The sequence below is a fragment of the Paraburkholderia sediminicola genome, from assembly GCF_046027825.1.
Lineage (GTDB): Bacteria > Pseudomonadota > Gammaproteobacteria > Burkholderiales > Burkholderiaceae > Paraburkholderia > Paraburkholderia sediminicola_D.
Genome location: NZ_JAQQDU010000027.1, coordinates 24,307 through 46,323, shown reverse-complemented (window position 1 = coordinate 46,323; position 22,017 = coordinate 24,307). Strand labels below are relative to the sequence as shown.

General features: G+C 63.3%; 23 protein-coding genes and 1 pseudogene. 11 read left to right on the top strand and 13 right to left on the bottom strand.

The window, feature by feature from the left end; genetic code table 11:
* Window positions 1–530 precede the first annotated feature (530 nt).
* The 7 genes from fliL to fliR all read left to right on the top strand — a co-directional run bounded on the left by fliL (window position 531) and on the right by fliR (window position 5,237).
* Complete coding sequence (gene fliL / locus PQQ96_RS16795; protein ID WP_408293797.1) at window positions 531–1,037, top strand: flagellar basal body-associated protein FliL; 507 nt, start codon at window positions 531–533, stop codon at window positions 1,035–1,037.
* A gap of 53 nt (window positions 1,038–1,090) precedes the next feature.
* Window positions 1,091–2,089 (top strand): flagellar motor switch protein FliM, encoded by a 999-nt coding sequence (fliM, locus tag PQQ96_RS16790; protein ID WP_408293796.1) that lies wholly within the window; start codon window positions 1,091–1,093, stop codon window positions 2,087–2,089.
* A complete protein-coding gene (gene fliN / locus PQQ96_RS16785) occupies window positions 2,082–2,546 on the top strand; it encodes a flagellar motor switch protein FliN (RefSeq protein WP_408293793.1) in 465 nt (154 codons plus the stop codon). Before fliM ends, fliN begins: the two co-directional genes overlap by 8 nt.
* A gap of 137 nt (window positions 2,547–2,683) precedes the next feature.
* The gene (fliO, locus tag PQQ96_RS16780) at window positions 2,684–3,214 is read left to right on the top strand and encodes a flagellar biosynthetic protein FliO (RefSeq protein WP_408293906.1); all 531 of its coding nucleotides are present in this window, start codon (window positions 2,684–2,686) and stop codon (window positions 3,212–3,214) included.
* Complete coding sequence (gene fliP / locus PQQ96_RS16775) at window positions 3,214–4,047, top strand: flagellar type III secretion system pore protein FliP (protein WP_408293790.1); 834 nt, start codon at window positions 3,214–3,216, stop codon at window positions 4,045–4,047. Before fliO ends, fliP begins: the two co-directional genes overlap by 1 nt.
* A gap of 104 nt (window positions 4,048–4,151) precedes the next feature.
* Complete coding sequence (gene fliQ, locus PQQ96_RS16770; protein ID WP_408293788.1) at window positions 4,152–4,421, top strand: flagellar biosynthesis protein FliQ; 270 nt, start codon at window positions 4,152–4,154, stop codon at window positions 4,419–4,421.
* 33 nt (window positions 4,422–4,454) lie between these two features.
* Entirely contained in the window at window positions 4,455–5,237 is a 783-nt protein-coding gene (gene fliR / locus PQQ96_RS16765) for a flagellar biosynthetic protein FliR (protein ID WP_408293785.1), read from the top strand.
* A 140-nt stretch (window positions 5,238–5,377) separates the two neighbouring features.
* On the opposite strand, the gene flgL is transcribed toward fliR, so the two are convergent.
* From flgL to flgB, 12 genes are all read right to left on the bottom strand, one after another.
* Window positions 5,378–6,598: a flagellar hook-associated protein FlgL gene (gene flgL, locus PQQ96_RS16760; RefSeq protein ID WP_408293782.1), complete on the bottom strand. Its 1,221-nt coding sequence runs from the start codon at window positions 6,596–6,598 to the stop codon at window positions 5,378–5,380.
* Window positions 6,599–6,608: 10 nt separating this feature from the next.
* On the bottom strand, window positions 6,609–8,588 hold the full coding sequence (flgK, locus tag PQQ96_RS16755) for a flagellar hook-associated protein FlgK (protein WP_408293779.1): 1,980 nt from the start codon (window positions 8,586–8,588) through the stop codon (window positions 6,609–6,611).
* Window positions 8,589–8,744: 156 nt separating this feature from the next.
* Complete coding sequence (locus PQQ96_RS16750; protein WP_408293778.1) at window positions 8,745–9,518, bottom strand: flagellar brake protein; 774 nt, start codon at window positions 9,516–9,518, stop codon at window positions 8,745–8,747.
* A gap of 411 nt (window positions 9,519–9,929) precedes the next feature.
* Complete coding sequence (gene flgJ, locus PQQ96_RS16745; protein ID WP_408293775.1) at window positions 9,930–10,919, bottom strand: flagellar assembly peptidoglycan hydrolase FlgJ; 990 nt, start codon at window positions 10,917–10,919, stop codon at window positions 9,930–9,932.
* Window positions 10,920–10,931: 12 nt separating this feature from the next.
* A complete protein-coding gene (locus tag PQQ96_RS16740; RefSeq protein ID WP_408293772.1) occupies window positions 10,932–12,119 on the bottom strand; it encodes a flagellar basal body P-ring protein FlgI in 1,188 nt (395 codons plus the stop codon).
* 2 nt (window positions 12,120–12,121) lie between these two features.
* A complete protein-coding gene (gene flgH / locus PQQ96_RS16735; RefSeq protein WP_408293769.1) occupies window positions 12,122–12,820 on the bottom strand; it encodes a flagellar basal body L-ring protein FlgH in 699 nt (232 codons plus the stop codon).
* Window positions 12,821–12,859: 39 nt separating this feature from the next.
* Entirely contained in the window at window positions 12,860–13,648 is a 789-nt protein-coding gene (flgG, locus tag PQQ96_RS16730; protein ID WP_408293766.1) for a flagellar basal-body rod protein FlgG, read from the bottom strand.
* Window positions 13,649–13,679: 31 nt separating this feature from the next.
* A complete protein-coding gene (gene flgF, locus PQQ96_RS16725; protein WP_408293763.1) occupies window positions 13,680–14,438 on the bottom strand; it encodes a flagellar basal-body rod protein FlgF in 759 nt (252 codons plus the stop codon).
* Between the two features lie 19 nt (window positions 14,439–14,457).
* Window positions 14,458–15,993 carry a flagellar hook-basal body complex protein gene (locus PQQ96_RS16720; protein ID WP_408293761.1) on the bottom strand — a complete coding sequence of 512 codons (1,536 nt, stop codon included), beginning with the start codon at window positions 15,991–15,993 and terminating at the stop codon, window positions 14,458–14,460.
* A 43-nt stretch (window positions 15,994–16,036) separates the two neighbouring features.
* The gene (locus tag PQQ96_RS16715) at window positions 16,037–16,726 is read right to left on the bottom strand and encodes a flagellar hook assembly protein FlgD (RefSeq protein WP_254074513.1); all 690 of its coding nucleotides are present in this window, start codon (window positions 16,724–16,726) and stop codon (window positions 16,037–16,039) included.
* Between the two features lie 67 nt (window positions 16,727–16,793).
* Window positions 16,794–17,219: a flagellar basal body rod protein FlgC gene (gene flgC, locus PQQ96_RS16710; RefSeq protein ID WP_074281879.1), complete on the bottom strand. Its 426-nt coding sequence runs from the start codon at window positions 17,217–17,219 to the stop codon at window positions 16,794–16,796.
* A gap of 116 nt (window positions 17,220–17,335) precedes the next feature.
* The gene (flgB, locus tag PQQ96_RS16705) at window positions 17,336–17,830 is read right to left on the bottom strand and encodes a flagellar basal body rod protein FlgB (RefSeq protein WP_408293758.1); all 495 of its coding nucleotides are present in this window, start codon (window positions 17,828–17,830) and stop codon (window positions 17,336–17,338) included.
* 227 nt (window positions 17,831–18,057) lie between these two features.
* Between flgB and flgA the strand changes: the two genes are divergently transcribed.
* The 4 genes and pseudogenes from flgA (at window position 18,058) to PQQ96_RS16685 (ending at window position 21,207) form a co-directional block, all read left to right on the top strand.
* Complete coding sequence (gene flgA / locus PQQ96_RS16700) at window positions 18,058–19,518, top strand: flagellar basal body P-ring formation chaperone FlgA (protein WP_408293755.1); 1,461 nt, start codon at window positions 18,058–18,060, stop codon at window positions 19,516–19,518.
* Window positions 19,519–19,716: 198 nt separating this feature from the next.
* Window positions 19,717–20,070: a flagellar biosynthesis anti-sigma factor FlgM gene (flgM, locus tag PQQ96_RS16695; RefSeq protein ID WP_408293753.1), complete on the top strand. Its 354-nt coding sequence runs from the start codon at window positions 19,717–19,719 to the stop codon at window positions 20,068–20,070.
* 94 nt (window positions 20,071–20,164) lie between these two features.
* A complete protein-coding gene (locus PQQ96_RS16690; RefSeq protein WP_408293750.1) occupies window positions 20,165–20,611 on the top strand; it encodes a flagella synthesis protein FlgN in 447 nt (148 codons plus the stop codon).
* A 186-nt stretch (window positions 20,612–20,797) separates the two neighbouring features.
* Window positions 20,798–21,207, top strand: a pseudogene (locus PQQ96_RS16685) (type II toxin-antitoxin system HicB family antitoxin).
* A gap of 51 nt (window positions 21,208–21,258) precedes the next feature.
* Here PQQ96_RS16685 and PQQ96_RS16680 read toward each other — a convergent pair.
* On the bottom strand, window positions 21,259–21,993 hold the full coding sequence (locus PQQ96_RS16680; RefSeq protein ID WP_408293747.1) for an RNA polymerase sigma factor FliA: 735 nt from the start codon (window positions 21,991–21,993) through the stop codon (window positions 21,259–21,261).
* Between the last annotated feature and the right edge of the window lie 24 nt (window positions 21,994–22,017).

Sequence of the window (22,017 nt, the reverse complement as noted above, 5' to 3'; positions counted from 1 at the left end):
TCACCAGGGCCGAATGTGCGAGGGCACGGATTCCAGATGCACCACTACCGCGACTGTGCGGGGGACCCGCTTGGCAGGGGCTTCGAGCCGCTTTCTTTGCTTATCTTTCTTTGCGGCGGCAAAGAAAGCAAGTGCCGCCCCGCACAGCAACGCTAATAGACCACTAAGAAATCAAGGAAAGGCCAACGCCACAGGCAAACAGGCACAGGGGCAACGCTAATAAACCAATAAGAAAGCAAGGAAAGGCCAACGCCATAGGCAAACAGGCACAGGGGCAACACTAATAGACCAATAAGAATTCAAGGAAAGGCCAAAGAAGCCAGATCAAGGAAAAACCAACGCCACAGGCAAACAGACAATAAGCGCCGCGCAGGCAAAAAACCCAAACCGCGCGCCGTCAGGCAATCCCCCGCCCGAACGGGCAAAAACCAGAGATAGCCCTCAATAACCCTTCTTTTCGACCCATCGCGCCGCAGGCAAATCAACAACAATCACCCTCACCAGCACTAAAGGCAAGCAAAGCAAACCTCATGGCAACCACGACCGCAAACCAGCAAGCCGCGCCCGCCTCGCCGGGCCCCTTGAAGCGCATCATCCTGATCGTCGTCATCGCGATCCTCGCCGCAGGCGCTGCCGGCGCGGGTGTGTGGTTTTACATGTCCCAGCGCAGCCCGGCCCCCGCCTCAATGGCAACGGCCAGCGCGCCGGCGCCACTGGCCGTGCCATTGTTCTTCCCGCTCGAATCGATGACGGTCAACCTGCAATCGGACGACGGTCAGCAACACTTCCTGCGTATCGGCCTGACCCTCAAGCTCAACGACCCGAAAACCCAGCAGGAACTCTCCGACCATATGCCGGAAGTGCGCAGCCGCATCCTCCTCGCCCTGTCGAACAAACACCCGGAAGATCTCGCGCCGCTCGAAGGCAAACGCGCGCTGGCCACCGAACTCCAGACACTGATCGAACAGCCGACCGACAAAGGCGCGCCGCCGATCCACGTCCAGGACGTGCTGTTCACCGAATTCGTCGTGCAGTGACGTTATTCAGCGCCGCCATCATTAACCGCTTCGGCACGCACGAGGAATAAGAAATGGGCCACGAAGAGTTCATGTCCCAGGAGGAGGTCGATGCCCTCCTCAAGGGCGTCACCGGCGAGTCCGACTCGGAAGCCGAACAGACCGACCGCGCTGGCGTACGCCCGTACAACATCGCGACGCAGGAACGCATCGTCCGCGGCCGGATGCCCGGCCTCGAAATCATCAACGACCGTTTCGCGCGTCTGTTGCGCGTAGGTATCTTCAACTTCATGCGGCGCTCGGCGGAAATCTCCGTCGGTCCGGTGAAAGTGGTGAAGTACAGCGAGTTCACCCGCAACCTGCCGATCCCGACCAACCTGAACCTGGTCCATGTGAAGCCCTTGCGCGGCACGTCGCTGTTCGTGTTCGACCCGAATCTGGTGTTCTTCGTGGTCGATAACCTGTTCGGCGGCGACGGGCGTTTCCATACCCGCGTCGAAGGCCGCGATTTCACGGCAACCGAGCAGCGCATCATCATGAAGCTGCTCAATCTCACGTTCGAACACTACGCGGCATCGTGGAAAAGCGTGCGCCCGCTGCAGTTCGAATTCGTGCGCTCGGAAATGCACACGCAGTTCGCCAACGTGGCGACGCCGAACGAAATCGTCATCGTCACGCAGTTCTCAATCGAGTTCGGCACGACGGGCGGCACGCTGCACATCTGCATGCCGTATTCGATGATCGAACCGATCCGCGACATTCTCTCGTCGCCGATCCAGGGCGAGGCGCTCGAAGTCGACCGCCGCTGGGTCCGCGTGCTGTCGCAACAGGTGCAGGCAGCGGAAGTGGAGCTGACCGCCGATCTCGCCCAGGTGCCGGTCACGTTCGAACAGATCCTGAACATGCGCCGTGGCGATGTTCTGCCGATCAACATCCCCGAGCACATCACGGCGAAAGTCGACGGCGTGCCGGTGATGGAATGCGGCTACGGAATTTTTAATGGTCAGTACGCGTTGCGGGTCCAGAAAATGATCAGCGCAGCCGACACGATGAAGGAAGGTGGATATGAGTGACCTGAACGCAAAGACTGAGGCCGAACTGGCCGCTGGCGCGCCGCAAATGGCCGCCGACGCAGCCAGCGCCGAAGACGACGCGGCGATGGCCGACTGGGCCAGCGCTCTGGCCGAGCAGAACGACAACACGGAAGTCAGCGCAACCACGGCAGGTGTGTTCCAGCCGCTCTCGAAGGTCGAACCGACCTCGACGCGCAATGACATCGACATGATCCTGGACATTCCGGTCCAGATGACCGTCGAACTCGGCCGCACCAAGATCGCGATCCGCAACCTGCTGCAGCTCGCGCAAGGTTCGGTCGTGGAACTGGACGGCATGGCCGGTGAACCGATGGACGTGCTGGTCAACGGCTGCCTGATCGCCCAGGGCGAAGTGGTGGTCGTGAACGACAAGTTCGGTATCCGTCTGACCGACATCATCACGCCGTCCGAACGCATCCGGAAGTTGAATCGATGAAAGGTGTTGCCGGTCGCGCCGCGTTGCGTATGTCGCAGGGTTCGCTTAAGTCACACGCGTCATCTGCGTCGCGCAATGCCTTCCATCGCGCTGGCCTCCCGGCGACTGTGGCAACGACAGCGGTGACGTCGGTGCTGATGGTCGCACTGACCTCCGCGGCGACGTTCGCATCGTCGGCCGCACACGCAGCCGACATGAACGCGGTCAACAACGCCGCGAAAATTGCATCGGGTGTCGGTGCGGGCACCGCTGTTCCGGCGCTTGGCGTCGGCGCGGTGTTGCAAACGATCGTCGGCCTGCTGGTCGTGATCGGTCTGGTATTCGCCTGTGCATGGCTCGCACGCCGCTTCGGCTTGCAGCCCGCCAATCGCGGCGGCCTCGTCAAGACAATCGGCGGCGCCTCGCTCGGCGGTAAGGAGCGGGTCGCGGTGGTCGAGATCGGCGATACGTGGCTCGTGCTGGGCACGGCGCCAGGCAATGTGCGTCTGCTGCACACGATGCCCGCCGGTTCGGCCCTCGTCGACCCGGCCACAGGCACGCAACCCGCCACACCAGGCGCATCCGGTACCGGCGCAGCGTTGCCCGGCACCTTCGGCCAACGCTTTCGCGACGCTCTGAAAGGCGAAGTGGGCAAACGTTTCAATGGGCAAGGCAGCGGGGATCGGTAATGCAGTTCAGTCTTCAATCAGCGCAATCAGTGCGTCGCGCGCACGCCACTCGCAGGTCGTCTGCCGTCTCGAAAGTCATTCCCGTTCTGCGTCGTGTCGCGCCAGTCGTAGTGCCGGCGCTGATGCTCGCGCTGCCGACGCTGTCCTTCGCGCAAACCGCCGGCTTGCCGGCTTTCAATACGAGCCCGGGCCCGAACGGCGGCACGACCTATTCGCTGAGCGTGCAGACGATGCTGCTGCTCACGATGCTGTCGTTCCTGCCCGCGATGGTGCTGATGATGACGAGCTTCACGCGCATCATCATCGTGTTGTCGTTGCTGCGCCAGGCGCTCGGCACGACCACCACGCCGCCTAACCAGGTGCTGGTCGGTCTCGCGCTGTTCCTCACGCTGTTCGTGATGTCACCGGTGCTGGACAAGGCCTATAACGACGGCTACAAGCCGTTCTCCGAAGGCTCGATGCCGATGGAGACGGCCGTCAACCGTGGCCTCGCGCCGTTCAAGACCTTCATGCTGCGCCAGACCCGCGAAAGCGATCTCGCGTTGTTCGCCCGCATCTCGCACGCCGCGCCGATGCAAGGCCCGGAAGACGTGCCGTTGTCGCTGCTGGTGCCGTCGTTCGTGACGAGCGAACTGAAGACGGGATTTCAGATCGGTTTCACGATTTTCATCCCGTTCCTGATCATCGACATGGTGGTGGCGAGCGTGTTGATGTCGATGGGGATGATGATGGTGTCGCCCGCCACAATCTCGCTGCCGTTCAAGCTGATGCTGTTCGTGCTGGTCGACGGTTGGCAATTGCTGCTCGGCTCGCTCGCGCAGAGCTTTGTCTAACCGCGTCGCTTAGCTGCCTCACTTAGCTGCCTCACTTAGCTGCCTCACCTAGCCGCGCTACCTAGCTGCGTCACTCAACCCCTCACGCATCCGGTCGACTCGCCATGAATCAAGAATCCGTCATGACGCTCGCGCACCAGGCCATGTATGTCGGCCTGCTGCTTGCCGCGCCGTTGCTACTGGTCGCGCTGGTGGTCGGTCTGGTGGTGAGCCTGTTCCAGGCCGCTACGCAGATCAACGAAACCACGCTGTCGTTCATTCCGAAGCTGCTCGCCATCGCCATCACGATGGTGATCGCCGGTCCGTGGATGCTGACCACCATGCTCGACTATCTGCGCCAGACGCTCGCCAACATTCCGTCGCTCGTCAACTGAGCGCGGCGCCGGCTTCCACCCTCCCTCACCGTCATGTTTTCCGTCACCTACGCCCAACTGAACGCCTGGCTCACGGCGTTCCTTTGGCCGTTCGTGCGGATTCTCGCGCTGGTGGCGACCGCGCCGGTGCTCGGCAACCGCTCGCTGCCGATGCGGGTGAAAATCGGCCTCGCGGCCTTCATCACGATCATCGTCGCGCCTACGCTCGGCGCGCTGCCGCAAGTCACGGTGTTTTCCGCCGAAGGCGTGTGGATCATCGTCAACCAGTTCCTGATCGGCATCGCGCTCGGCATGACGATGCAGATCGTGTTTCAGGCGATCGGCGCCACCGGTGACTTCGTCGGTCTGGGCATGGGCCTCGGCTTCGCGACGTTTTTCGACGCGCAGGCGAGCAGTTCGAGCCAGGTGCTGTCGAGTTACATGACCACGATCGCGATGCTGGTGTTTCTGGTGATCGACGGCCATCTGCAGATGATCAGCGCGCTACTGACCACGTTCCAGTCGGTGCCGGTGTCGGCGAACATCCTCGGCGCGCCCGGCTGGCGCACACTGGCGAATTTCGGCAGCACGGTGTTTTCGGCGGGGCTGCTGCTGTCGCTGCCGGTGGTCGTCGCGCTCCTGATCGCCAACATCTCGCTCGGCATTCTGAACCGTGCCGCGCCGCAAATCGGCGTATTCCAGATCGGCTTTCCGCTGACGATGCTGATCGGCATGCTGCTCCTGCAACTGATGATCCCGAACATGATTCCATTCTTCATGCGCCTGTTCGACGTCGGCATCGATCAGATGGGGCGCGTAGCAGCCGGGTTGAAGTAGCGCGGCCTTTCGGTGGCGCGACGGACTTCGCGCCTGCATTGCTGACGCACGTCGGCTACGTATCGGCCACCCAAAACAAAGAAGGGCGGAACCGGCTCGCACCGGCTTCCGCCCTTCCCTGTTTCAGACTACTCGCCCGCTCAGTTCAGGTACTGGAACAGCGACACGCTCTGAATTTTCACAAACGCCTGCTGCGCTGCCTGCAGCGCATTTTGCGCCATCGTGTACTGGCCGATCGTCTTGACCATGTCAGTCTGGGTCAGATCCGCCAGGTTGCTCGCCGTCTGCAACGTGTTGGTCTGCGTGACCGTCTGCAACGCCTGCACTTGCTGCTCGCGGCCACCCACCGCCGCCTGCGCGGTCACGACGTTGTTCATCGTGTTTTCGAGCTGGGTCATGCTGGTAGTCAGCGCGCTCTGGAAACTGGCCGTGGAGGCGCCGCCGGACACCGGCGTTTGCAACGTGGTGATCAACTGGCTCAGATTGGCGAACACATCCGTGCTGCCTTGCGTGGCCGGCGTCACCGTGAAGCTGTCGCCCGCGTTCGGCGCGCCGGTGATGTTCACCGTCTGGCCGCCGAGCGTGATCGCGTTACCAGCCGTAAACGGTTGCGACGCACTCGTGGTCGGCGCCCCGGTCGGTGGGGTCTGGGTCACCGTATAGGTGGTCGCCGACGTAAAGTTGATCTGATACGTATCCGCATTGGCCGGATTCGTCGGGTTCGTCAGGCTGACGGTGCTGATCACGCCCGTGCCCGTGTTGCCGGTCGTCGCGGCCGGGACCGAGCTCGTGCCGATTGCCGCAACGCTGCCGAAGATCGCGATACCGTTGTCACCGGTCTGAACGGTGTGCCCGGCAGTAACCTGCATGGAAGGCGTGCCGCTGTCGCCTGAATAGGTCACAGCACCGGCCGAGTTGGTGGTGTATGGCTGCGTGGTGCCTTGATAACCGCCGAATAAGGCGTTGCCCTGCGGATCGGTGGAATTGGCGAGCGTGACCAACTGGCCGCGCAAGCTCTGCAATTGCGTCGCGATCGAGCCGCGGTCGCCGTTGTTCAGCGAACCGTCGCCGGCCCGCAGCACCAGCGTGTGAATGGTCTGCAGCACCGTGTTGACGCTGCCGAGCGTCGAATCTTCCTGTTGCAGTGAAGCGAGCGCGGTGCCCTGGTTGGTCGTGTACTGCGACAGGCTCTGTGCCGTCGAACTCAACAGCACCGCCTGCGCCGCGCCGAGCGGATTGTCCGACGGCGTGGAGAGGCTCACGCCGCTCGAGATCTGTGCGTACAGTTGCGACAACTGGGCTTGCTGATCGCTCATCGTCGCCACGTTCATGTTGAAGTACTGCATGCTGGAGATACGCATGTTCAATGCCTCACTGGAAGATGCCGAGCAGCGTCTGGAACAGGGTCTGCGCGGTCTGAATGACCTTGCTGTTCGCCTGATAGAGCTGCTGATACTGAAGCAGGTTGGCTGCTTCTTCGTTGATATTCACGCCCGAGACCGACTGCTGCGCGGTGGTGATCTGCGTCACCAGCGAAGTCTGCGCCGTGCTCGAGGTCTGGATCTGGTTGGTCTGGTTGCCGATCTGGTTGACGTAGTTCGCATACGCGCCCGTCAGCGTGACCGTGCCGCCCGCCAAGGTCTGCGCCGTGGACAGGTTCGACAACGCCAGCGCATTGCGGCCGTCGTTGCTCGCACCGGTGTTCGGGCCGATAGTGAACGTGTCGCCGGCAGCCGGTGTGCCGCTGATCGTCACCGAGACGTTGTTCATCTGTCCGGCTGTGGCGTTGTTGATCGTCAGCGTCGCGCCCGTGGCCGCCGAATACGGCACGACGGGCGTGGTGGCGGTATTGTAGGTCGTGCTGGTCGGCGGCGTGCCAGCCGTCACCGTCACCGTCGATCCCGTGGGGAAGCCGGTCAGCCCGGTGCCGTTGTATGACAGCGTGGTGGTCGCATTCGGCATCGTGTAGCCGGCCGTCACCGTGCCTTGCGTGATCGTGGCGGTACCCGTATTGCTCGCCGTTGCGGTGCCGAGCACCGGTGCGGCGGCGGCAATCGCCGCCGGATTCGTCGTCGCGGTGTTGAAGCTGTTCAGCGCGCCACGGGTCGGTTCGACCGTGAACGAATCGCCGGGATTCATCGTGCCGGTGGTCGAGAAATTCAGGCCGTTGATCGGCTGGCTGAGATTGGTCGCCGAGCCCACCACGCTGCCGGTCGAATTGTCGGTCAGCGTGTAGGTGGTGCCGTTATAGGCCAGGGTGTAGTCGCCCGTGGTCGGCTGCGCGGGATTGGCGAACGAGACGTTCAGCGACGCGTTGCCGGTGTTCTGCGTATTCGCATAGACGGTCGGGCCGCCGACCGAGAACAGCGCGCCGCCCTGGGTGCCGTTGAGCGTGATGCCGAGGCTGTTCTGCGCGTTGACCTGCGCGGAGAAGCTCACCGCAATCGCGCCGAGTTGCGCTTCGGCCGGATCGAGCGTCTGGCTGCGGAACGCGAGGAGACCGCCAAGCGTGCCCCCGGTGACCTTGCTGTCCGGCAGGTTTTGCGGCGCGGCGGCCGGATTCGCGCCAGCCTGGCCGAGATACTGAACCGACAGTTCGCTGGTGTCGCCCGTCGAAGGCGCCGTGCCCAGGTTGAAGCTATTGGTGGACGACACGAGCGGCTGGCCGTTACCCATGAACACGCTGTAGCTGCCGTTGGTGTTCACGACGTTCACGCCGATCAGTTGCGACAGGTTCGACACCGCGAGATCGCGCTGATCCAGCAGCTGGTTCGGCGGCTGACCTTGCGAGCTGGCCGCGGAGATCTGCCCGTTCAACTGGGCGATCTGCTGCGTGTAGCTGTTGATCTGCGAAACGGTGTTGCTGAGCTGCGTGTTGACGCTCTGGCGCAGCGAGTCGTATTGCTGACCCGCGGCATTGATCTGGTTCACGAGCGTCTGTGCGCCGCTCATTGCGGTCTGGCGCGTGGACAGCGTGGAGGCGCTGGCCGAGACGTTCTGCATGCCGGTGAAATAGCTGGTGATCGCGCTTGCAATGCCGGCGGTCGGGCTGCCGACCAGATTGTTCAGCTGCGAGATCATCGTGTTGTACGCCGACAGCGAGCTGCCCGACGACTGCGCATTGTTCAGCGCAGTCGTCAGATACTGGCTGTACTGGCGCTGCACCGTGACCGTCGAGACGCCCTGCGGCAGATAGCCGGAGCCCGTGTACTGACCGCCGGTTTCCGCGTAGACCGGCGTTTCGATCGAGTAGCCCGGCGTGGACGCGTTGCTGATGTTCTGGCCGGTCGTCGTGAGTCCCCACTGCGCAGCGTTCAGTCCGCTGAGGCCGATACTGATGAGATCTGACATGCGTCATCCTGAAGGGCGACACCGACCACTTGCCGCCACGTTACTTGAACATCCTGTTTAACGGCCCTCACGCGGAAAAATTGAGGGCCATTCCGATGCTTGTTCGACGTTTGTTTCAACGTTTGCGAGGCACGCGCGGCAAGACTTCTTCACCACTCAGCGCACCAGCGAGCGACGCTTCATTTCGAGTTGCGTAATCAGGCGTTGCAGCGTGTTTTCGGCGCTGCCCGGCAGCGTCAGAAAACGGAAGCCGAGTTGGTAGCGCTGCGTGCCGTTCGGCAACGCGGTGGAGCGGTGCGATACCAGTTGCAGATCGAGCGAAAGCCGGCCGAGCGTGCCGAGCGACAGTTCGCAATCCTGCAGCCGCGTGCCCATCGGCAATTCGGCCACGCGCTCATCCGCGGTGCGCATGCCGACGCCGCCGAGCGACAGATCGTGCACTTCGAAGCGGAACGTGTCGCCTTCGGGCAAACGGCCGGAGCACACATACGGATCGAGAATCGGCGCATCGACGCGGAAATACTCGCGGCGCTGCACGTAGAACAGCACCTCGGGGAAATCGGACTCGAATGCGGGCAGTCCTTCGTAGCGGGTTTCGCGCGGCGTGCCGGTGGCGAACTCGACGCGCACGCCGTCAGGCGACGCGTGGAACTGGCAGCGCGGTGCGCCCAATAAGCCTTTGTTCTGCTCGGCGAGCGCGCCCCAATCGAAAGTGAAGGTGCGCCCGCGCACGTCGACATCGAGCAGGCGCGTCACGAGCTGACCGCCCGCGTATTCAACGGTGAGGAAATCGCCTCGATTGACGAGGTTGCGTAACTGAACGCCGATCTCCAGCGGATTGCGACGGCCGAAATCGGGTGCGCTTTCGTCTAGGGTGGCGTGCGGCTGGCCGGGTGCGTCGGTCTGGCCGTGCGACTGGTTAGTATCCATGGGCTTGCCGGTATGCATGTTCTTGCGGGCGCGTGCCAGGGCTCCTGCCGGGGCTTTCGCGCGGTCTTCATCGAAGCCGCAGCACGCGCATTCAACCGGACATTACAACGCTTTCCGGTATCGGGTCTAACTGATTAGCGGCAGCGCCTCGCCAAAATTTAGGGGGCGGTTATGAAATATTTGCCGCAAACGTTAAAACCGATAGGCCGCGGGCGAAATTCAGGGGTATCGAATACTGGGCGGCGATCAGCCGGTCACGCGGTTCGACCGGCCGCCCGTAGGCGGCCGGCCTCATCCGTCTTGTTATGCACCTGGCCCCGTCGCGTGCATGGCTTTATTCGAGAAAATCTACCTGCATAAACTGATCAACCGTACGGTCGACTACGACCGCATATTTGCATTAACGGCAGCTCAGCCCATTTTCTGCATGATGGACATCAGTTTCTTCGCGTAATGCGGATCGGTCGCGTAACCCGCGCGCTGCATCCCGTTGGCGAAACCATTCACGTCATGCGCGGAATTGATCACCTGTGCATAACGCGGGTTGCCCTTGAGCAGGCTCGCGTAGTCGGTCATCGCTTCCTGGTACGAGTCGTACGCACGGAATTTTTCGACGGTGCGTTGCGGCTTGCCGTTCACATATTCGGTCGTGACGGTCGAGACGGTCTTACCGGTCCAGTCCTTGGTCGCCTTGATGCCGAACACGTTGTGGCTGGTCGAACCGTCCGACTTCTTGATCTCGCTCTTGCCCCAGCCCGATTCGAGCGCGGCCTGGCCGATGATGAAGCGCGCCGGTATGCCGGTTGCCGCGCTGGCAGCCTGCGCCGGCTCAGCCAGTTTGTCGACGAAGGCATCGACCTTCGGTGAGGTGCCGTCGCCTTTCAGCGGCGGAGTCAGCGCGCTGTTGGCCGAGTAGCCCCTGCCCATCGCCAGCTGACCGTTGGCCTGCGCATTGCCGTAGGCTCTCGCAAGCGCGTTCAGCGCCGCGGTCTGGCCTTCGTCGCCGCCGCTGCCGCCACCCAAAGCACCGGCGAGGCCGCCGCTTGCACCATTCGCACCGCCCACCTGCATGCCCTGATTGCGCATCATCTGCTTGAGCATCGCGTCAGCTACGCCAATGCCCTTCTGCGACAGTTGTTGCGACAACTGCTGATCCATCATCGACGTGAAGGTCGCGCTGTCGTGCGAATCGAACGGACCATCCTGCGGCGTCGCATCGCGCATGCTCTTCAACATCATCTGCGTGAACACCGCATCGAACTGCTGAGCGGCCATCTTCATGCCGGCTTGCGGCGAAGCCTTCGCCTGCGCGCTCAGCTTCGCGAAGCCCTGCACGTCGAGGGCAAAGCGGTTGGTCAGATCGTTCGCCGCACTGGCGGAATTGGTCGTATCCGAATTCATCCTGTGTCTTCCTTAGATGATTTCCAGGTCGGCGCGCAGAGCGCCCGCCGCTTTCATGGCCTGCAGGATCGACATCAGATCCGCGGGCGTCGCACCGAGTGCGTTGAGCGCCTTCACCACTTCGGCAAGGTTGGCGCCGGCGGTCACCATCTTCAGTGCGCCGTTGTCCTGCTTCATCTGAATCTGCGACTGCTTGGCCACCACCGTCTGGCCGTTCGAGAACGCGCCCGGCTGACTCACTACCGGCTGCGTATTGATCACCACCGACAGATTGCCGTGCGCCACCGCGCAGCTTTGCAGCGTGACCATCTGGTTCATCACGATCGACCCGGTGCGCGCGTTCAGAATCACCTTCGCGGCGGCTTGCGCCGGCTTGACGTCGAGGTTCTGCAATTGCGCCATGAAGGCGACCTGCTGCTCCGGATCGCTCGGCGCACGCAGTTGAATCGTGCGGCCGTCGAGCGCCGTGGCCGTGCCGCTGCCAAATGCGTTGTTCACCGCTGCCACGATGCGCTGCGTGGTGTCGTAATCCATGTCGTTCAGGTCGAGCTGCATGGTGCCCGCTTGCGACACCGAGGTCGGCACCGCGCGTTCGACGATCGCGCCGCCGGTGATGCGGCCTGCGTTGAGCGAGTTCACCTGCACCTTGCTGCCGTTCGCGCTCGCGCCGGCGCCGCCGACCGACAGATTGCCCTGACCGAGCGCATAGACCTGGCCGTCCGCGCCCTTCAGCGGCGTGAGCAGCAGCGTGCCGCCGCGCAGACTCTTCGAATTGCCGAGCGAGGACACCGTGACGTCGATCGCTTCACCCGGACGCGCGAACGGCGGCAGCACCGCCGTCACCATCACGGCGGCGACGTTCTTCAACTGGATGTTCGACAGTGAAGACTGCTGGTTGCTCAACCCCGCCGCCTGGTTGTTGATCGAGATGCCGAGGTTCGCCAGCATGTTGGCGAGCGTCTGCGTGGTGAACGGCGTCTGCGTGGTCTGGTCGCCCGTGCCGTCGAGGCCGACGACGAGGCCGTAGCCGATCAGCGGGTTGTCGCGCACACCCTGGATCTGCACGAGGTCTTTCAGACGCTCGGCATGAGCGGGGGTCGCAGCCGGCAGCGCCGCGCAAGTCAGCGCGACGATAGCCAGGACCCGGCCGAGGTGGACGAATCGCGTGAAGCGGCCGGGGCGGGAGAAGACGGTACGCATGATCACCACGGCGACACGTTGAGGAAGAAGCGCTGCAGCCAGCCCATGTTCTCGGCCTCGTCGAGATAGCCCTTCGCGGAGTATTCGATCTTCGCGTCGGCCACCTGGGTCGAGTACACGGCGTTCAGGTTGGAGATCGTGTTCGGATTCACGACGCCAGAGAAGCGCACGAATTCGTTGCCCTGGTTGATCAGCATCTGCTTTTCGCCGCTCACCGCCAGGTTGCCGTTCGGCAGCACGCCCGTCACCGTCACGGTGATCGTGCCGGAAAAGGTGTTCGACGCGTTGGCCCCGCCGGTGCCGGCGAACACGTTGGCGCCATTGGCGCTCAGGTTGGTTTTGCCGAACAGTCCGCCCAGGAATCCCGCGGTGGGCACGCTGAAGTTGGTGCTGCCCGTGCGGTTCGCATTGGCGCCCGACGACTTCGTCGCATTGACGTTTTCCTGAATCACGATCGTCAGGATGTCGCCGACGTTGCGCGGTCGCTGATCCTCGAACAACGGCCGACCCGCGTAACCCGGGTTGAAGATCGCGCCCGGCGTTTGGACCTGCGGCGGCATCGGCGGCAAGGCCGTCATCGGTTGCTGGGTGATCGGCTGCTTCGGCACGAGGCCGCAACCGCCCAACGCCGCGAGCAGCGTGAGCTGCACGAGCGCCTGAGCGGTGCGCGAATGAACCGGATTACGAGTGAAGTGCGACATCTTGATTTACCACCTGTTTGATTCCCAGTCCCTTGAGCCTTAAACCTGCATCTGGCTGAGGGTCTGCAGCATCTGGTCGGAGGTCGTCACGGCCTTGCTGTTGATTTCGTAAGCGCGCTGCGTCTGGATCATGTTCACCAGTTCCTGCACCACATTCACGTTCGATGCTTCCACGTAACCCTGGCTGAGGTTGCCCGCGCCGTTCAGGCCCGGTTGCGCGATGTTCGGCGCGCCCGACGAAGCAGTTTCCGCGAACAGGTTCTCGCCCTTCGCATCCAGACCGGCCGGGTTGATAAATGTCGCGAGCTGCATCGAGCCAAGTTGCTGGCTGTTGGTCGAGCCGGCGACGGTGATCGACACCACGCCGTCGCTGCCGATCGTGAGCGAGGTTGCGTTGTTCGGAATCGTGATGGCCGGGATGACCTGATAGCCGCTCGACGTCACGAGCTGGCCCTGCGCGTTGGTCTGGAACGAACCGTCGCGGGTGTAGGCGGTCGTGCCGTCGGGCATCTGCACCTGGAAAAAGCCCTGACCGTTGATGGCGAGGTCTTTCGAGTTACCGGTCTGCTGCAGGTTGCCCTGCGTGTACAGACGCTCGGTGGCGACCTGTTGCACGCCGGTGCCAAGCTGTATGCCGGAGGGCAGTTCGGTTTGCTGCGTCGAGTTCGCACCCGGCTGGCGGATGGTCTGATACAGCAGGTCCTCGAACACCGCGCGCGAACCCTTGAAGCCGTTGGTGCTGACGTTGGCGAGGTTGTTCGAAATCACGTCCATCTGCGCCTGCTGCGCATTCATGCCGGTAGCGGCGATGTAGAGTGAGCGATTCATTCTTCTTCTCCTAGGGGGCCGAAGCAACCCGTTAGCTAAAGCTGAGCAACTGGTTGGCGGACTGGTCGTTCTTGTCCGCGTTTTCCAGCAGCTTGGTCTGCATCTGGAACTGGCGGGCGTTGGTGATCATCGAGACCATCGCGCTGACCGGATTCACGTTGCTGCCCTCGAGCGAGGCCGGCGCCAGCGTGACGGCCGGATCGGCATCAGCGGGGTTGCCGTCGGCGGTGCGAAAGAGGCCGTCGTCGCCACGCGTCATGGTCTGCGGATCCGGATTGACCAGCTTCAACTGATCGACGGTCACGACCGCGGTCGGCGGATCGCCCGGCGTCAGCGCGGACACCGTACCGTCCTTGCCGATGGTGATTTCCGCGCCCGGCGGCACCGATACCGGGCCGCCGTTGCCGAGCACCGTCTGGTTCAAAGCGTTCACCAGTTGGCCGTTCTCATCGATATGCAGATTGCCGGCGCGCGTATAAGCCTCGTTGCCGTCGGCGGTTTGCACCGCCAGCCAGCCCGCCCCCTGAATCGCCACGTCAAGCGGGTTGCCCGTCTGCTGGATCGGCCCCGGCGTATAGTCGGCGCCCGGCGTCGACGACAGCACGAAGGTACGCGTGGTGTTGTCGTTGATCGAACTGCCGTCGCCGAACGCCATCGGCACGGCGCGGAAAGTCGCAAGCTGCGCGCGAAAGCCGGTGGTCGAGGCGTTCGCCAGGTTGTTGGCAACGATAGCCTGCTGTTCGAGCGCTTGTGTGCTGCCCGACATCGCGGTGTAGATCAGCCGATCCATGATGGGAAGTCCCGGTCGCTTACAGGTTGATCAGGGTCTGGTCGACGGTCTGCTGGGTCTTGATCGTCTGCGCGTTCGCTTGATAGTTGCGTTGCGCGGTGATCAGGTTCACCAGTTCGCTCGTCAGGTCGACGTTCGAGTTTTCCAGTGCGCCGCCTTGCAGCACGCCGTGGTTGGTCGACCCCGGCGACGAAATCTGCGCGACGCCCGATTGGGAGGTCTGCTGGTACTCGTTGTTGCCGAGGTTCACGAGACCGTTCTGGTTCGAGAAGTTCGCGAGCACGATCTGGCCGAGCGCCGCGGTTTGCTGGTTCGAATAGTTGCCGGTCAGCGTGCCGTCGGCGCCGATCGTGAAGCTCGTCAGCGTGCCGGCTGCGTAGCCGTCAGGTTGCAGCGAGTTCACGCCGTCCTTGCCGCCGTATTGCGTCGTGCCGGCGATGTTCAGCGTGAGATTCTGCGGCGTCGACGAACCATCGGTGGTCGGAATCGAGAAGTTGTACGCGAACGGCGTGGTCGTGGCGGTGAAGGTCGGCGGATTCGCCACCGGCGTCACGACCTGGGTCGTGCCGAGCAGCGTGCCCGACGAGTTGAAGTTCGCCTGGCCCACCAGATTCGCCGTGCCGGTGGACGTCCCGGCGTACACGTTCCACGTACCGGCTGAGGTCTTGGCAAAGTACATGTTGACCGTCTGCGAGCCACCGAGCGAATCGTAAACCGTCGTGCTGGTCGAATAGTTGTACGTCGAATTGCTGTTCTGGTTGAACGCGATCGGGGTCGGCGCAACCGTGTAGCTGTCCGTGCCGGCGGCGGCCGGCACGCCGTTGAACGTAATGGTCTGGCCGTTGCCGAGCGGGATCGCCGTGCCGGCGGTGTACGTGCCGTTGGTCGACGTACCGAGCGTGTTGTCGGTCACCGTGTAGGTGGTCGGGGTGGGGAACGTGACCGTGTAGTTGTCGTTGTTCGTGCCCGAAGCCGTATTCGTGATGGTCGCGCCGACGGTGGTGAGCGTGCCCGTGCTGCTAACAGGCGCCACAGTCGGCGTACCGAGCATCAGCGGGTCCTGCGCGTTCAGGTTCAGGCCAGCGACGATCTTGGTGGTGGCCTGCGGCGCGATGTTCGCGGTCGGCACGCTGAGCGGCACGGTCTGCGCGGTGTTGATGACACCCGAGCTGTTCGCCGCGTAACCCATCAGTTGCAGGCCTTGCGCGTTGGTGATGTTGCCGTTCTTGTCGAGCTGGAACACGCCGTTGCGCGAGTAAACCAGCGAGCCGTTGTTCGACAACTGGAAGAAACCGTTGCCGTTGATCGCGACGTCGAGCGCCTGATTGGTGCTGGTGATCGTGCCCTGCGAGAACTGCTGCTGCACTTCGGAGAGCTGCGTGCCGATGCCGATCTGGTTGTTCACCGCGGTCGCCACGGAATTGGCGTACATGTCCGCGAACTGCGCGGCGCCGCTCTTGAAGCCGGTCGTATTCGCGTTGGCGATGTTATTGCCGATCACGTCGAGGTCGCTCGACGCTGCCGACAAACCACTCAAACCTTGTTGGTAACCCATGACGGTCTCCGTATCTGGAAAGTCGTAACTAACTGAATCTGAATCAGAGGATGGCGGCGACGCTGCTCAGGCCCACGGTCGTGCCGTTCGACAGCACGAGGCCCGGCGTACCGGTGCTCTGCATGACGACGCTCTGCACCGTCGCGCCCGCGAGCGTCGTGGCCGTTGCCTGCTGACCGTTGATCGTGCCGACCGCGCTGATCGTGTAGGTGCCGTCGGGCAGCGTGTTGCCGGCCGTATCGGTCGGCGTCCAGCCCACCGGAATCGTGCCGGCCGACTGCTTGCCGAGGTCGATCGTGTTGACGATCGTGCCCGCCGAGTTCTTCACGACCACCTGCAGATCGCCCACCGAGTTGGCAAGCTGCACGCCAAACGAGCTGGCCTTGCCGCTCGCGACCGTCACCGAGCTGCCCGGCGCGAGCACGGTCGAGCCGATCAGGAGCGCGGCTTGCGACTGCTGGCCTGCCGACATCTGCGTGGCGAGCGAGGTGAGCGTCGTGTTCAGCTGGCTGATGCCCGACACCGTGTTGATCTGGGCCAGCTGCGAAGTCATCTGCGAGCTGTCCATCGGATTGGTCGGATCCTGATTCTTCAACTGCGCGACGAGCAGTTGCAAGAAGGTGTTCTGCAGATCGGTCGCCGAGGTGCCCGTGGTGCTGCCGGTCGAGCTGGTGGCGCTGCTCGCGCTCTTGGTGCTCTTGGTGCTGCTGCTCGCACTGTTCGTGCCGTTCATCGTATCGAGCAGCGTTTGCGAGACGGTCGGGCCGTTGTTGCCAATGGTAGTGGTCAAGGAGGTCTCCTCAGGTTCCGATCGTGAGCGTTTTCAGCATCAGCGTCTTGGCGGTGTTCAGGGTCTCGACGTTGGCCTGGTACGAGCGCGAGGCCGAGATCATGTTGACCATCTCCTGCACCGGGTCGACGTTGGGCAGCGTGACGTAACCGTCCGAATTGGCGGCCGGATTGCCGGGGTCGTACGCGGTCTTCATCGGCGTCGGGTCGTCGACCACGCCGGTGACCTGCACGCCGCCGATCTGCTGGCCGGAGGCCGTGCGCGAGCCGCCGATCGGGCTGACCGCGAAGACGACCTGCTTGGCCTTGTACGGCTGACCGTCCGGGCCGGTCGTGCTGTCCGCGTTGGCGAGATTCGACGCCGTCACGTTGAGCCGCTGCGACTGCGCTGACATCGCGGAGCCTGCAACACCGAAAATATTCATCAAAGATGGCATGTTTCCTTCCCTGTCCGGTCCCATGCAACGAAGTTGCACGGTTCGACCCGGCCTCAAGTTAATTCCCGTAGCGATTGTTCCTGCGTACTGCGGTATCTCTTTGCGGTGCCTGTTATTTACGAGCCCGACGTGATCGCCGAGAGCATCGTTTTGATCTGGCTCGACAGCACCGTCATGCCCGATTCGAAGTGCAACGTGTTGTCCGCGAACTGCACCCGTTCCGTATCGATGTCGACCGTGTTGCCGTCGAGCGCGGGTTGCGTCGGAATGCGGTATTGCAGGTTGCCGTAGTCGTCAGGCGTGCCGCCGGTCGGTGTCAGCGTCGCCTTGCCAGCCATGTGGCCCGGCGCGGTCGACACCATCGACATGCCGCTCGTCACCCCCGCGGGCTGCGTCATGGCGAGCGTCGAGTTGTTCGAGGCGCCCGTGCCCGTACTACCGTCGGCCTTCTTCAGCGCGCCGGCCAGCGACGAAGCGAAGTCGACGTCGCGCGCTTTGTACCCGGGGGTATCGGCGTTGGCGATATTCGACGACAGCAGCTCCTGCCGGTAAGCCCGCACATCGAGCGCCTGGCGGCCAAAGGCGAATTCGGCATCGAGTTTGTCCAGCATGGAAATCTCCGGAGAAGGTTCTCGAGGCTTCCCGCCTGTGCCGCACTGCGCCTCGCGTGAGGACTGCGTTGGCCGGGAAGACCTTTTTGCATGAAGTGCATCTTATGGGCCGAACGCAAGTGGCAATCGGACGAATAACCGGTAAAGGGGGCTTCTATTCAACGTTTGCGCGATGGGGGCGCTCACTAGAATGCAAGGCGTACCGATGCATTCGATGGAGAATCACGATGGACCAGCCCACCTTCGTTCTGACGCACCGCGCGAGCCGCGCGGCGGCGCATCGCGTGGGTGCGGGTCGCGCGACTCGCGCGGTGCGTCTGACTGCTGCGCTTGCTGCAACCCTGACGACACGGCTGGCGCTGGTTTCGGCGCTGTGCCTGACAGCCGGCGCCATGCTGCTGCCAGGCGCCGCGCAGGCTCAGGACGCCGGCGGGCCGATCGTGATTCCCGGCCCGGGAGAAAAGAATCCGGCCGCCCTCAACGACCTGGCCGCGCAAATGCAGGCAGCGCCGGCGAGGCGCGTGGGGTCCGCGGCGACGTTGGCCGCTGCCACCGCGCAGTCGCTGACGCCGGGGCCGGTCGCGCGCGAGGCCGATCAGTTCACGCGCGCCGCCAACGCGAGCGGCTCGATCGTCATTCCGGGCGCGGGCGAGCCGCCTGCCGCGCCGCAAATGATCCGCACCAACTTCAAGCCCGACGCAAACGGCGTCGTGACCATCCCCGCGCCGCAGCTGAACGCCGAACGGCCAGCCACCGGCGTGCAGCCGGTCGCGGCCAATGCGCCCAGCAAGGGCATCGAAAGCGCCCTCACCAGCGCACCCAACCGCGCGCCCGCGAGCGCATCGGCCGCCGCCTTCGACAGTCTTGCGTCGCGCGGTGAGCCGCCGGAATTGGGCGCGAACGGCAAGCCGGTCGTGACCACGGCAGCTGCGGCCCGGACACCCGCGCCGATGCCGACCCCGCCCGCCACCATTACCCGCACGCCCGCAACACGTCAGCTGGCGCCGGCCGTCGTGCAACAGAATCTGCAACCTGCCGCGGTGGCGCAACCCGTGCCGCTGCCTGGCCAGCAGGACGCCGAGGCGGTTCGCAGTGCCGCGCTCGCCTTCCTGCAGCAGCAATCGGCCGGCTTGCCGGGCAAGATCGATATCACCGTGGCGCCCGCCTTCCCACGGGGCCTCGCGGCCTGCACGACACTCGAACCCTTCATGCCGAGCGGCGCGCGCCTGTGGGGCCGCATGACCGTCGGCGTGCGCTGCGCCGGCGAACGGCCGTGGACCATCTATCTGCAAGCGCGCATTTCGCTGCGCGCCACCTACTATCTGGCCGCCCGCGCGATGGCGCCGGGCGAAGTGCTCACCGCCGCCGACCTCGTTGCGCGCGACGGCGACCTGACCGGCTTGCCGCAGGCGATTGTCACGGACCCGTCGCAGGCTGTCGGCTCAGTGTCGCTGGTGCGCATCGCCGGCGGCATGCCGCTGCGCCGCGACATGCTGAAAAGCGCGTCGGCGGTGTCGATTGGGCAAACCGTGCGGGTTGTCGCGGCCGGCGAGGGTTTCGCGATTTCGGCTGAAGGCAGCGCGATGAACAACGCCTCGCCAGGCCAGCAGGTCCGGGTGAGGACGGCGAACGGCCAGATCATCTCCGGCATCGTCAAGGATGGTTCGACGGTGGAGATTCAGCTGTGAAGCGGCACGACGGCATGCCCAGCGGCCTGCGCGCCGGCACGGCTTCAGACGAGACGGCCGGTGCGGCGGGCAGAGCGGACGTCGAACCTGTCTTGGGGCCGGATCTTCTTGAAAGACAAGGTAAAACCTGGAACGATTGCGCTAAAGTTTTGATCACGGGATGCCGTTATCAGAATCAAATCGTTCAGGAAGCCAATCGTGAAAGTCGATTCCACAACCAATTCGAATCTGCCGACGTTGAAAGACGCCCTGTCCCGCTCGCAGCAAAGCGACGCGGCGACCGCGAACAGCAGCGCGCAGAGTGCGGGCACGAGCTCGCAGACCACCAGCAGCGGCTCGGGCGACGCCAGCGTCAGCCTGTCGGGTCTGTCGCAGCATCTGCGCAGCCTCGCGGCGTCTGGTTCGGCCGATATCGACACGGCTCATGTCGAGTCGATCAAAGCGGCCATCAAGAACGGTTCGCTGACGATCGATTCGAGCAAGATCGCCGACGGCGTGCTGAATACCGCGCGCGAACTGTTGCAAAGCAAAACCTCGTCGACCGGCAACTAATCGACGCATCGAAGTACGGTGAATTGCCGGGCGGCATTCGACAAACCCGGTTCGCGAATCATGCGCGGGCCGTCGTGTTCAGCGAGTTGTTGAGATGAAAGACGCCCTGCTTGCCACCCTCATCGAAGAATATTCGGCCGTCGAGGCTTTTGCCTCGATTCTGACGCTCGAGACCAAGGCATTGACCGCCTTGTCGCCGCTGGAACTGCTACCGCCGATCGTCGAGAAGAAAACCGAACTGATCGGCGTGCTCGCCAGGCTCGAGAGCACCCGCGACACGCTGCTGGCGGAAATGGGTTTGCCGGCCGGCCGGCCCGGCATGGAGCTCGCGGCCGGTGCCGATGCGCGGGTTGCCGAGCAATGGTCACTGCTGCAAAAGGCCGCCGAACGCGCGCGGCGCTTCAATACGAGTAATGGCGAACTGATCCGCGTGCGGATGGACTACAACCAGCGGGCACTCACGGCGCTGCAAGTGGCCGTCCCGCAGAAAGCCGGCTTCTACGGACCGGATGGCCGGGTCCCCGCACATCAGACGGTTTGAAGATTTCGCTGGAACGGCGCGTTGCACGCGCGGGTCCGGCTGAGTAGATTGCATTCGACAAAAAGGGCTCGTCTTTGACGAGCCCTTTTTTTGTTTTCACATACCGCGTCACACAATACGACCCACCAGCAAGTTTGTGTACTCGTGTGTATATCTCGGGCCTTGTTCGAAACAGGCAGGCCTGAAATGAAGAATCTGATTTTCCCGATCGCGATCGAGGCTGGTGACACGCACCATGCGTTCGGCGTGGTCGTCCCCGACATTCCGGGTTGTCATTCGGCGGGGGATTCGCTGGAAGAAGCCTATGCGAACGCGAAAGAAGCGATCGAGGCGCATCTGGATACGCTGCTCGACGAGGGCTTACCGATTCCCGAACGGCTGACGCTGGACGAGCATCGGCGTAATCCGGACTACGCGGGGTTCACTTGGGGTTTTGTCACACGCGGAATATTCCGGCGCTGAAAAAAGCGGTGCGCATCAATATCTCACTGCCCGAGGCACTGGTTCGCGATATCGACGCTTACGCCCAGGCGCGTGGCATGTCGCGTTCGGCGTTTCTCGCGCTGGCTGCGGAGCATGAGATGGCGGACGCGTAAGAGAAGGCGGACATGTCGTGCACCGCCGGTCAAACATCAATCCACCCAACCTCAAGTCGCTTCGGCGTTCGCCCAGGCCATCTCGCGCAAGCGTGTGCGCAAACGCGCCACGGCCTGGCTGTGTAACTGGCACACCCGCGACTCACTGACTTCCATCACCGCGCCGATTTCGCGCAGATTCATGCCGCGTTCGTAGTACAGCGACATCAGCAGCTTCTCACGCTCCGGCAGGCGGTCGATCGCTTCGACCAGTGCCGAGCGCAGGCTGTCGTCGAGCAGCGCCGACAGCGGGTCTGAATGATCGACGCAGTACCGGTCGAGAAACGGTTCGTCGTCCGCGGAACGGTCGAAGTCTTCGTAATAGATCAGCTGGCTGCCGTGCAGATCCTGGAGCATCGACTGATACTCGTCGAGCGGCATTTGCAGATGCTCGGCGATTTCCGTTTCGCTCGCGGAGCGGCCCAGACTCTGTTCAACCTTGTGCACGGCCGTTTCGACTTCACGCGAGGTGCGCCGCAAGCTGCGCGGCAACCAGTCGTTGCTGCGCAACTCGTCAAGCATCGCGCCGCGAATCCGCTGGCTGGCATAGGTCTCGAACTGCGCGCCCTGGTCTTCCTTGTAGCGGCTCGCCGCGTCCAGCAGTCCGATCATGCCGGCCTGAATCAGGTCGTCGAGATCGACACTCGCCGGCATCTTGGCAACGAGCTGCAAGCCGAGGCGACGCACCAGCGGTGCGTACTTCGTCAGAACTTCGGCTTGGGAAATCTTTCCCTGAGCGTTATACATCGTGCTCCCCTTGTCCTTGCGACG

What these genes read in the sequence shown, in the direction of transcription:
- fliL (WP_408293797.1), top strand. Translation starts at nt 531, where the DNA reads ATGGCAACCACGACCGCAAACCAGCAAGCCGCGCCCGCCTCGCCGGGC.
- PQQ96_RS16690 (WP_408293750.1), top strand. Translation starts at nt 20,165, where the DNA reads ATGAAAGACGCCCTGCTTGCCACCCTCATCGAAGAATATTCGGCCGTC.
- fliP (WP_408293790.1), top strand. Translation starts at nt 3,214, where the DNA reads ATGCAGTTCAGTCTTCAATCAGCGCAATCAGTGCGTCGCGCGCACGCC.
- flgH (WP_408293769.1), bottom strand. Translation starts at nt 12,820, where the DNA reads ATGTCGCACTTCACTCGTAATCCGGTTCATTCGCGCACCGCTCAGGCG.
- PQQ96_RS16750 (WP_408293778.1), bottom strand. Translation starts at nt 9,518, where the DNA reads ATGGATACTAACCAGTCGCACGGCCAGACCGACGCACCCGGCCAGCCG.
- flgJ (WP_408293775.1), bottom strand. Translation starts at nt 10,919, where the DNA reads ATGAATTCGGATACGACCAATTCCGCCAGTGCGGCGAACGATCTGACC.
- flgK (WP_408293779.1), bottom strand. Translation starts at nt 8,588, where the DNA reads ATGTCAGATCTCATCAGTATCGGCCTCAGCGGACTGAACGCTGCGCAG.
- fliQ (WP_408293788.1), top strand. Translation starts at nt 4,152, where the DNA reads ATGAATCAAGAATCCGTCATGACGCTCGCGCACCAGGCCATGTATGTC.
- PQQ96_RS16680 (WP_408293747.1), bottom strand. Translation starts at nt 21,993, where the DNA reads ATGTATAACGCTCAGGGAAAGATTTCCCAAGCCGAAGTTCTGACGAAG.
- PQQ96_RS16715 (WP_254074513.1), bottom strand. Translation starts at nt 16,726, where the DNA reads ATGAACGGCACGAACAGTGCGAGCAGCAGCACCAAGAGCACCAAGAGC.
- fliN (WP_408293793.1), top strand. Translation starts at nt 2,082, where the DNA reads ATGAGTGACCTGAACGCAAAGACTGAGGCCGAACTGGCCGCTGGCGCG.
- flgB (WP_408293758.1), bottom strand. Translation starts at nt 17,830, where the DNA reads ATGCTGGACAAACTCGATGCCGAATTCGCCTTTGGCCGCCAGGCGCTC.
- flgL (WP_408293782.1), bottom strand. Translation starts at nt 6,598, where the DNA reads ATGCGTATCTCCAGCATGCAGTACTTCAACATGAACGTGGCGACGATG.
- fliM (WP_408293796.1), top strand. Translation starts at nt 1,091, where the DNA reads ATGGGCCACGAAGAGTTCATGTCCCAGGAGGAGGTCGATGCCCTCCTC.
- flgG (WP_408293766.1), bottom strand. Translation starts at nt 13,648, where the DNA reads ATGAATCGCTCACTCTACATCGCCGCTACCGGCATGAATGCGCAGCAG.
- flgA (WP_408293755.1), top strand. Translation starts at nt 18,058, where the DNA reads ATGGACCAGCCCACCTTCGTTCTGACGCACCGCGCGAGCCGCGCGGCG.
- flgF (WP_408293763.1), bottom strand. Translation starts at nt 14,438, where the DNA reads ATGGATCGGCTGATCTACACCGCGATGTCGGGCAGCACACAAGCGCTC.
- fliO (WP_408293906.1), top strand. Translation starts at nt 2,684, where the DNA reads ATGGTCGCACTGACCTCCGCGGCGACGTTCGCATCGTCGGCCGCACAC.
- fliR (WP_408293785.1), top strand. Translation starts at nt 4,455, where the DNA reads ATGTTTTCCGTCACCTACGCCCAACTGAACGCCTGGCTCACGGCGTTC.
- PQQ96_RS16740 (WP_408293772.1), bottom strand. Translation starts at nt 12,119, where the DNA reads ATGCGTACCGTCTTCTCCCGCCCCGGCCGCTTCACGCGATTCGTCCAC.
- PQQ96_RS16720 (WP_408293761.1), bottom strand. Translation starts at nt 15,993, where the DNA reads ATGGGTTACCAACAAGGTTTGAGTGGTTTGTCGGCAGCGTCGAGCGAC.
- flgC (WP_074281879.1), bottom strand. Translation starts at nt 17,219, where the DNA reads ATGCCATCTTTGATGAATATTTTCGGTGTTGCAGGCTCCGCGATGTCA.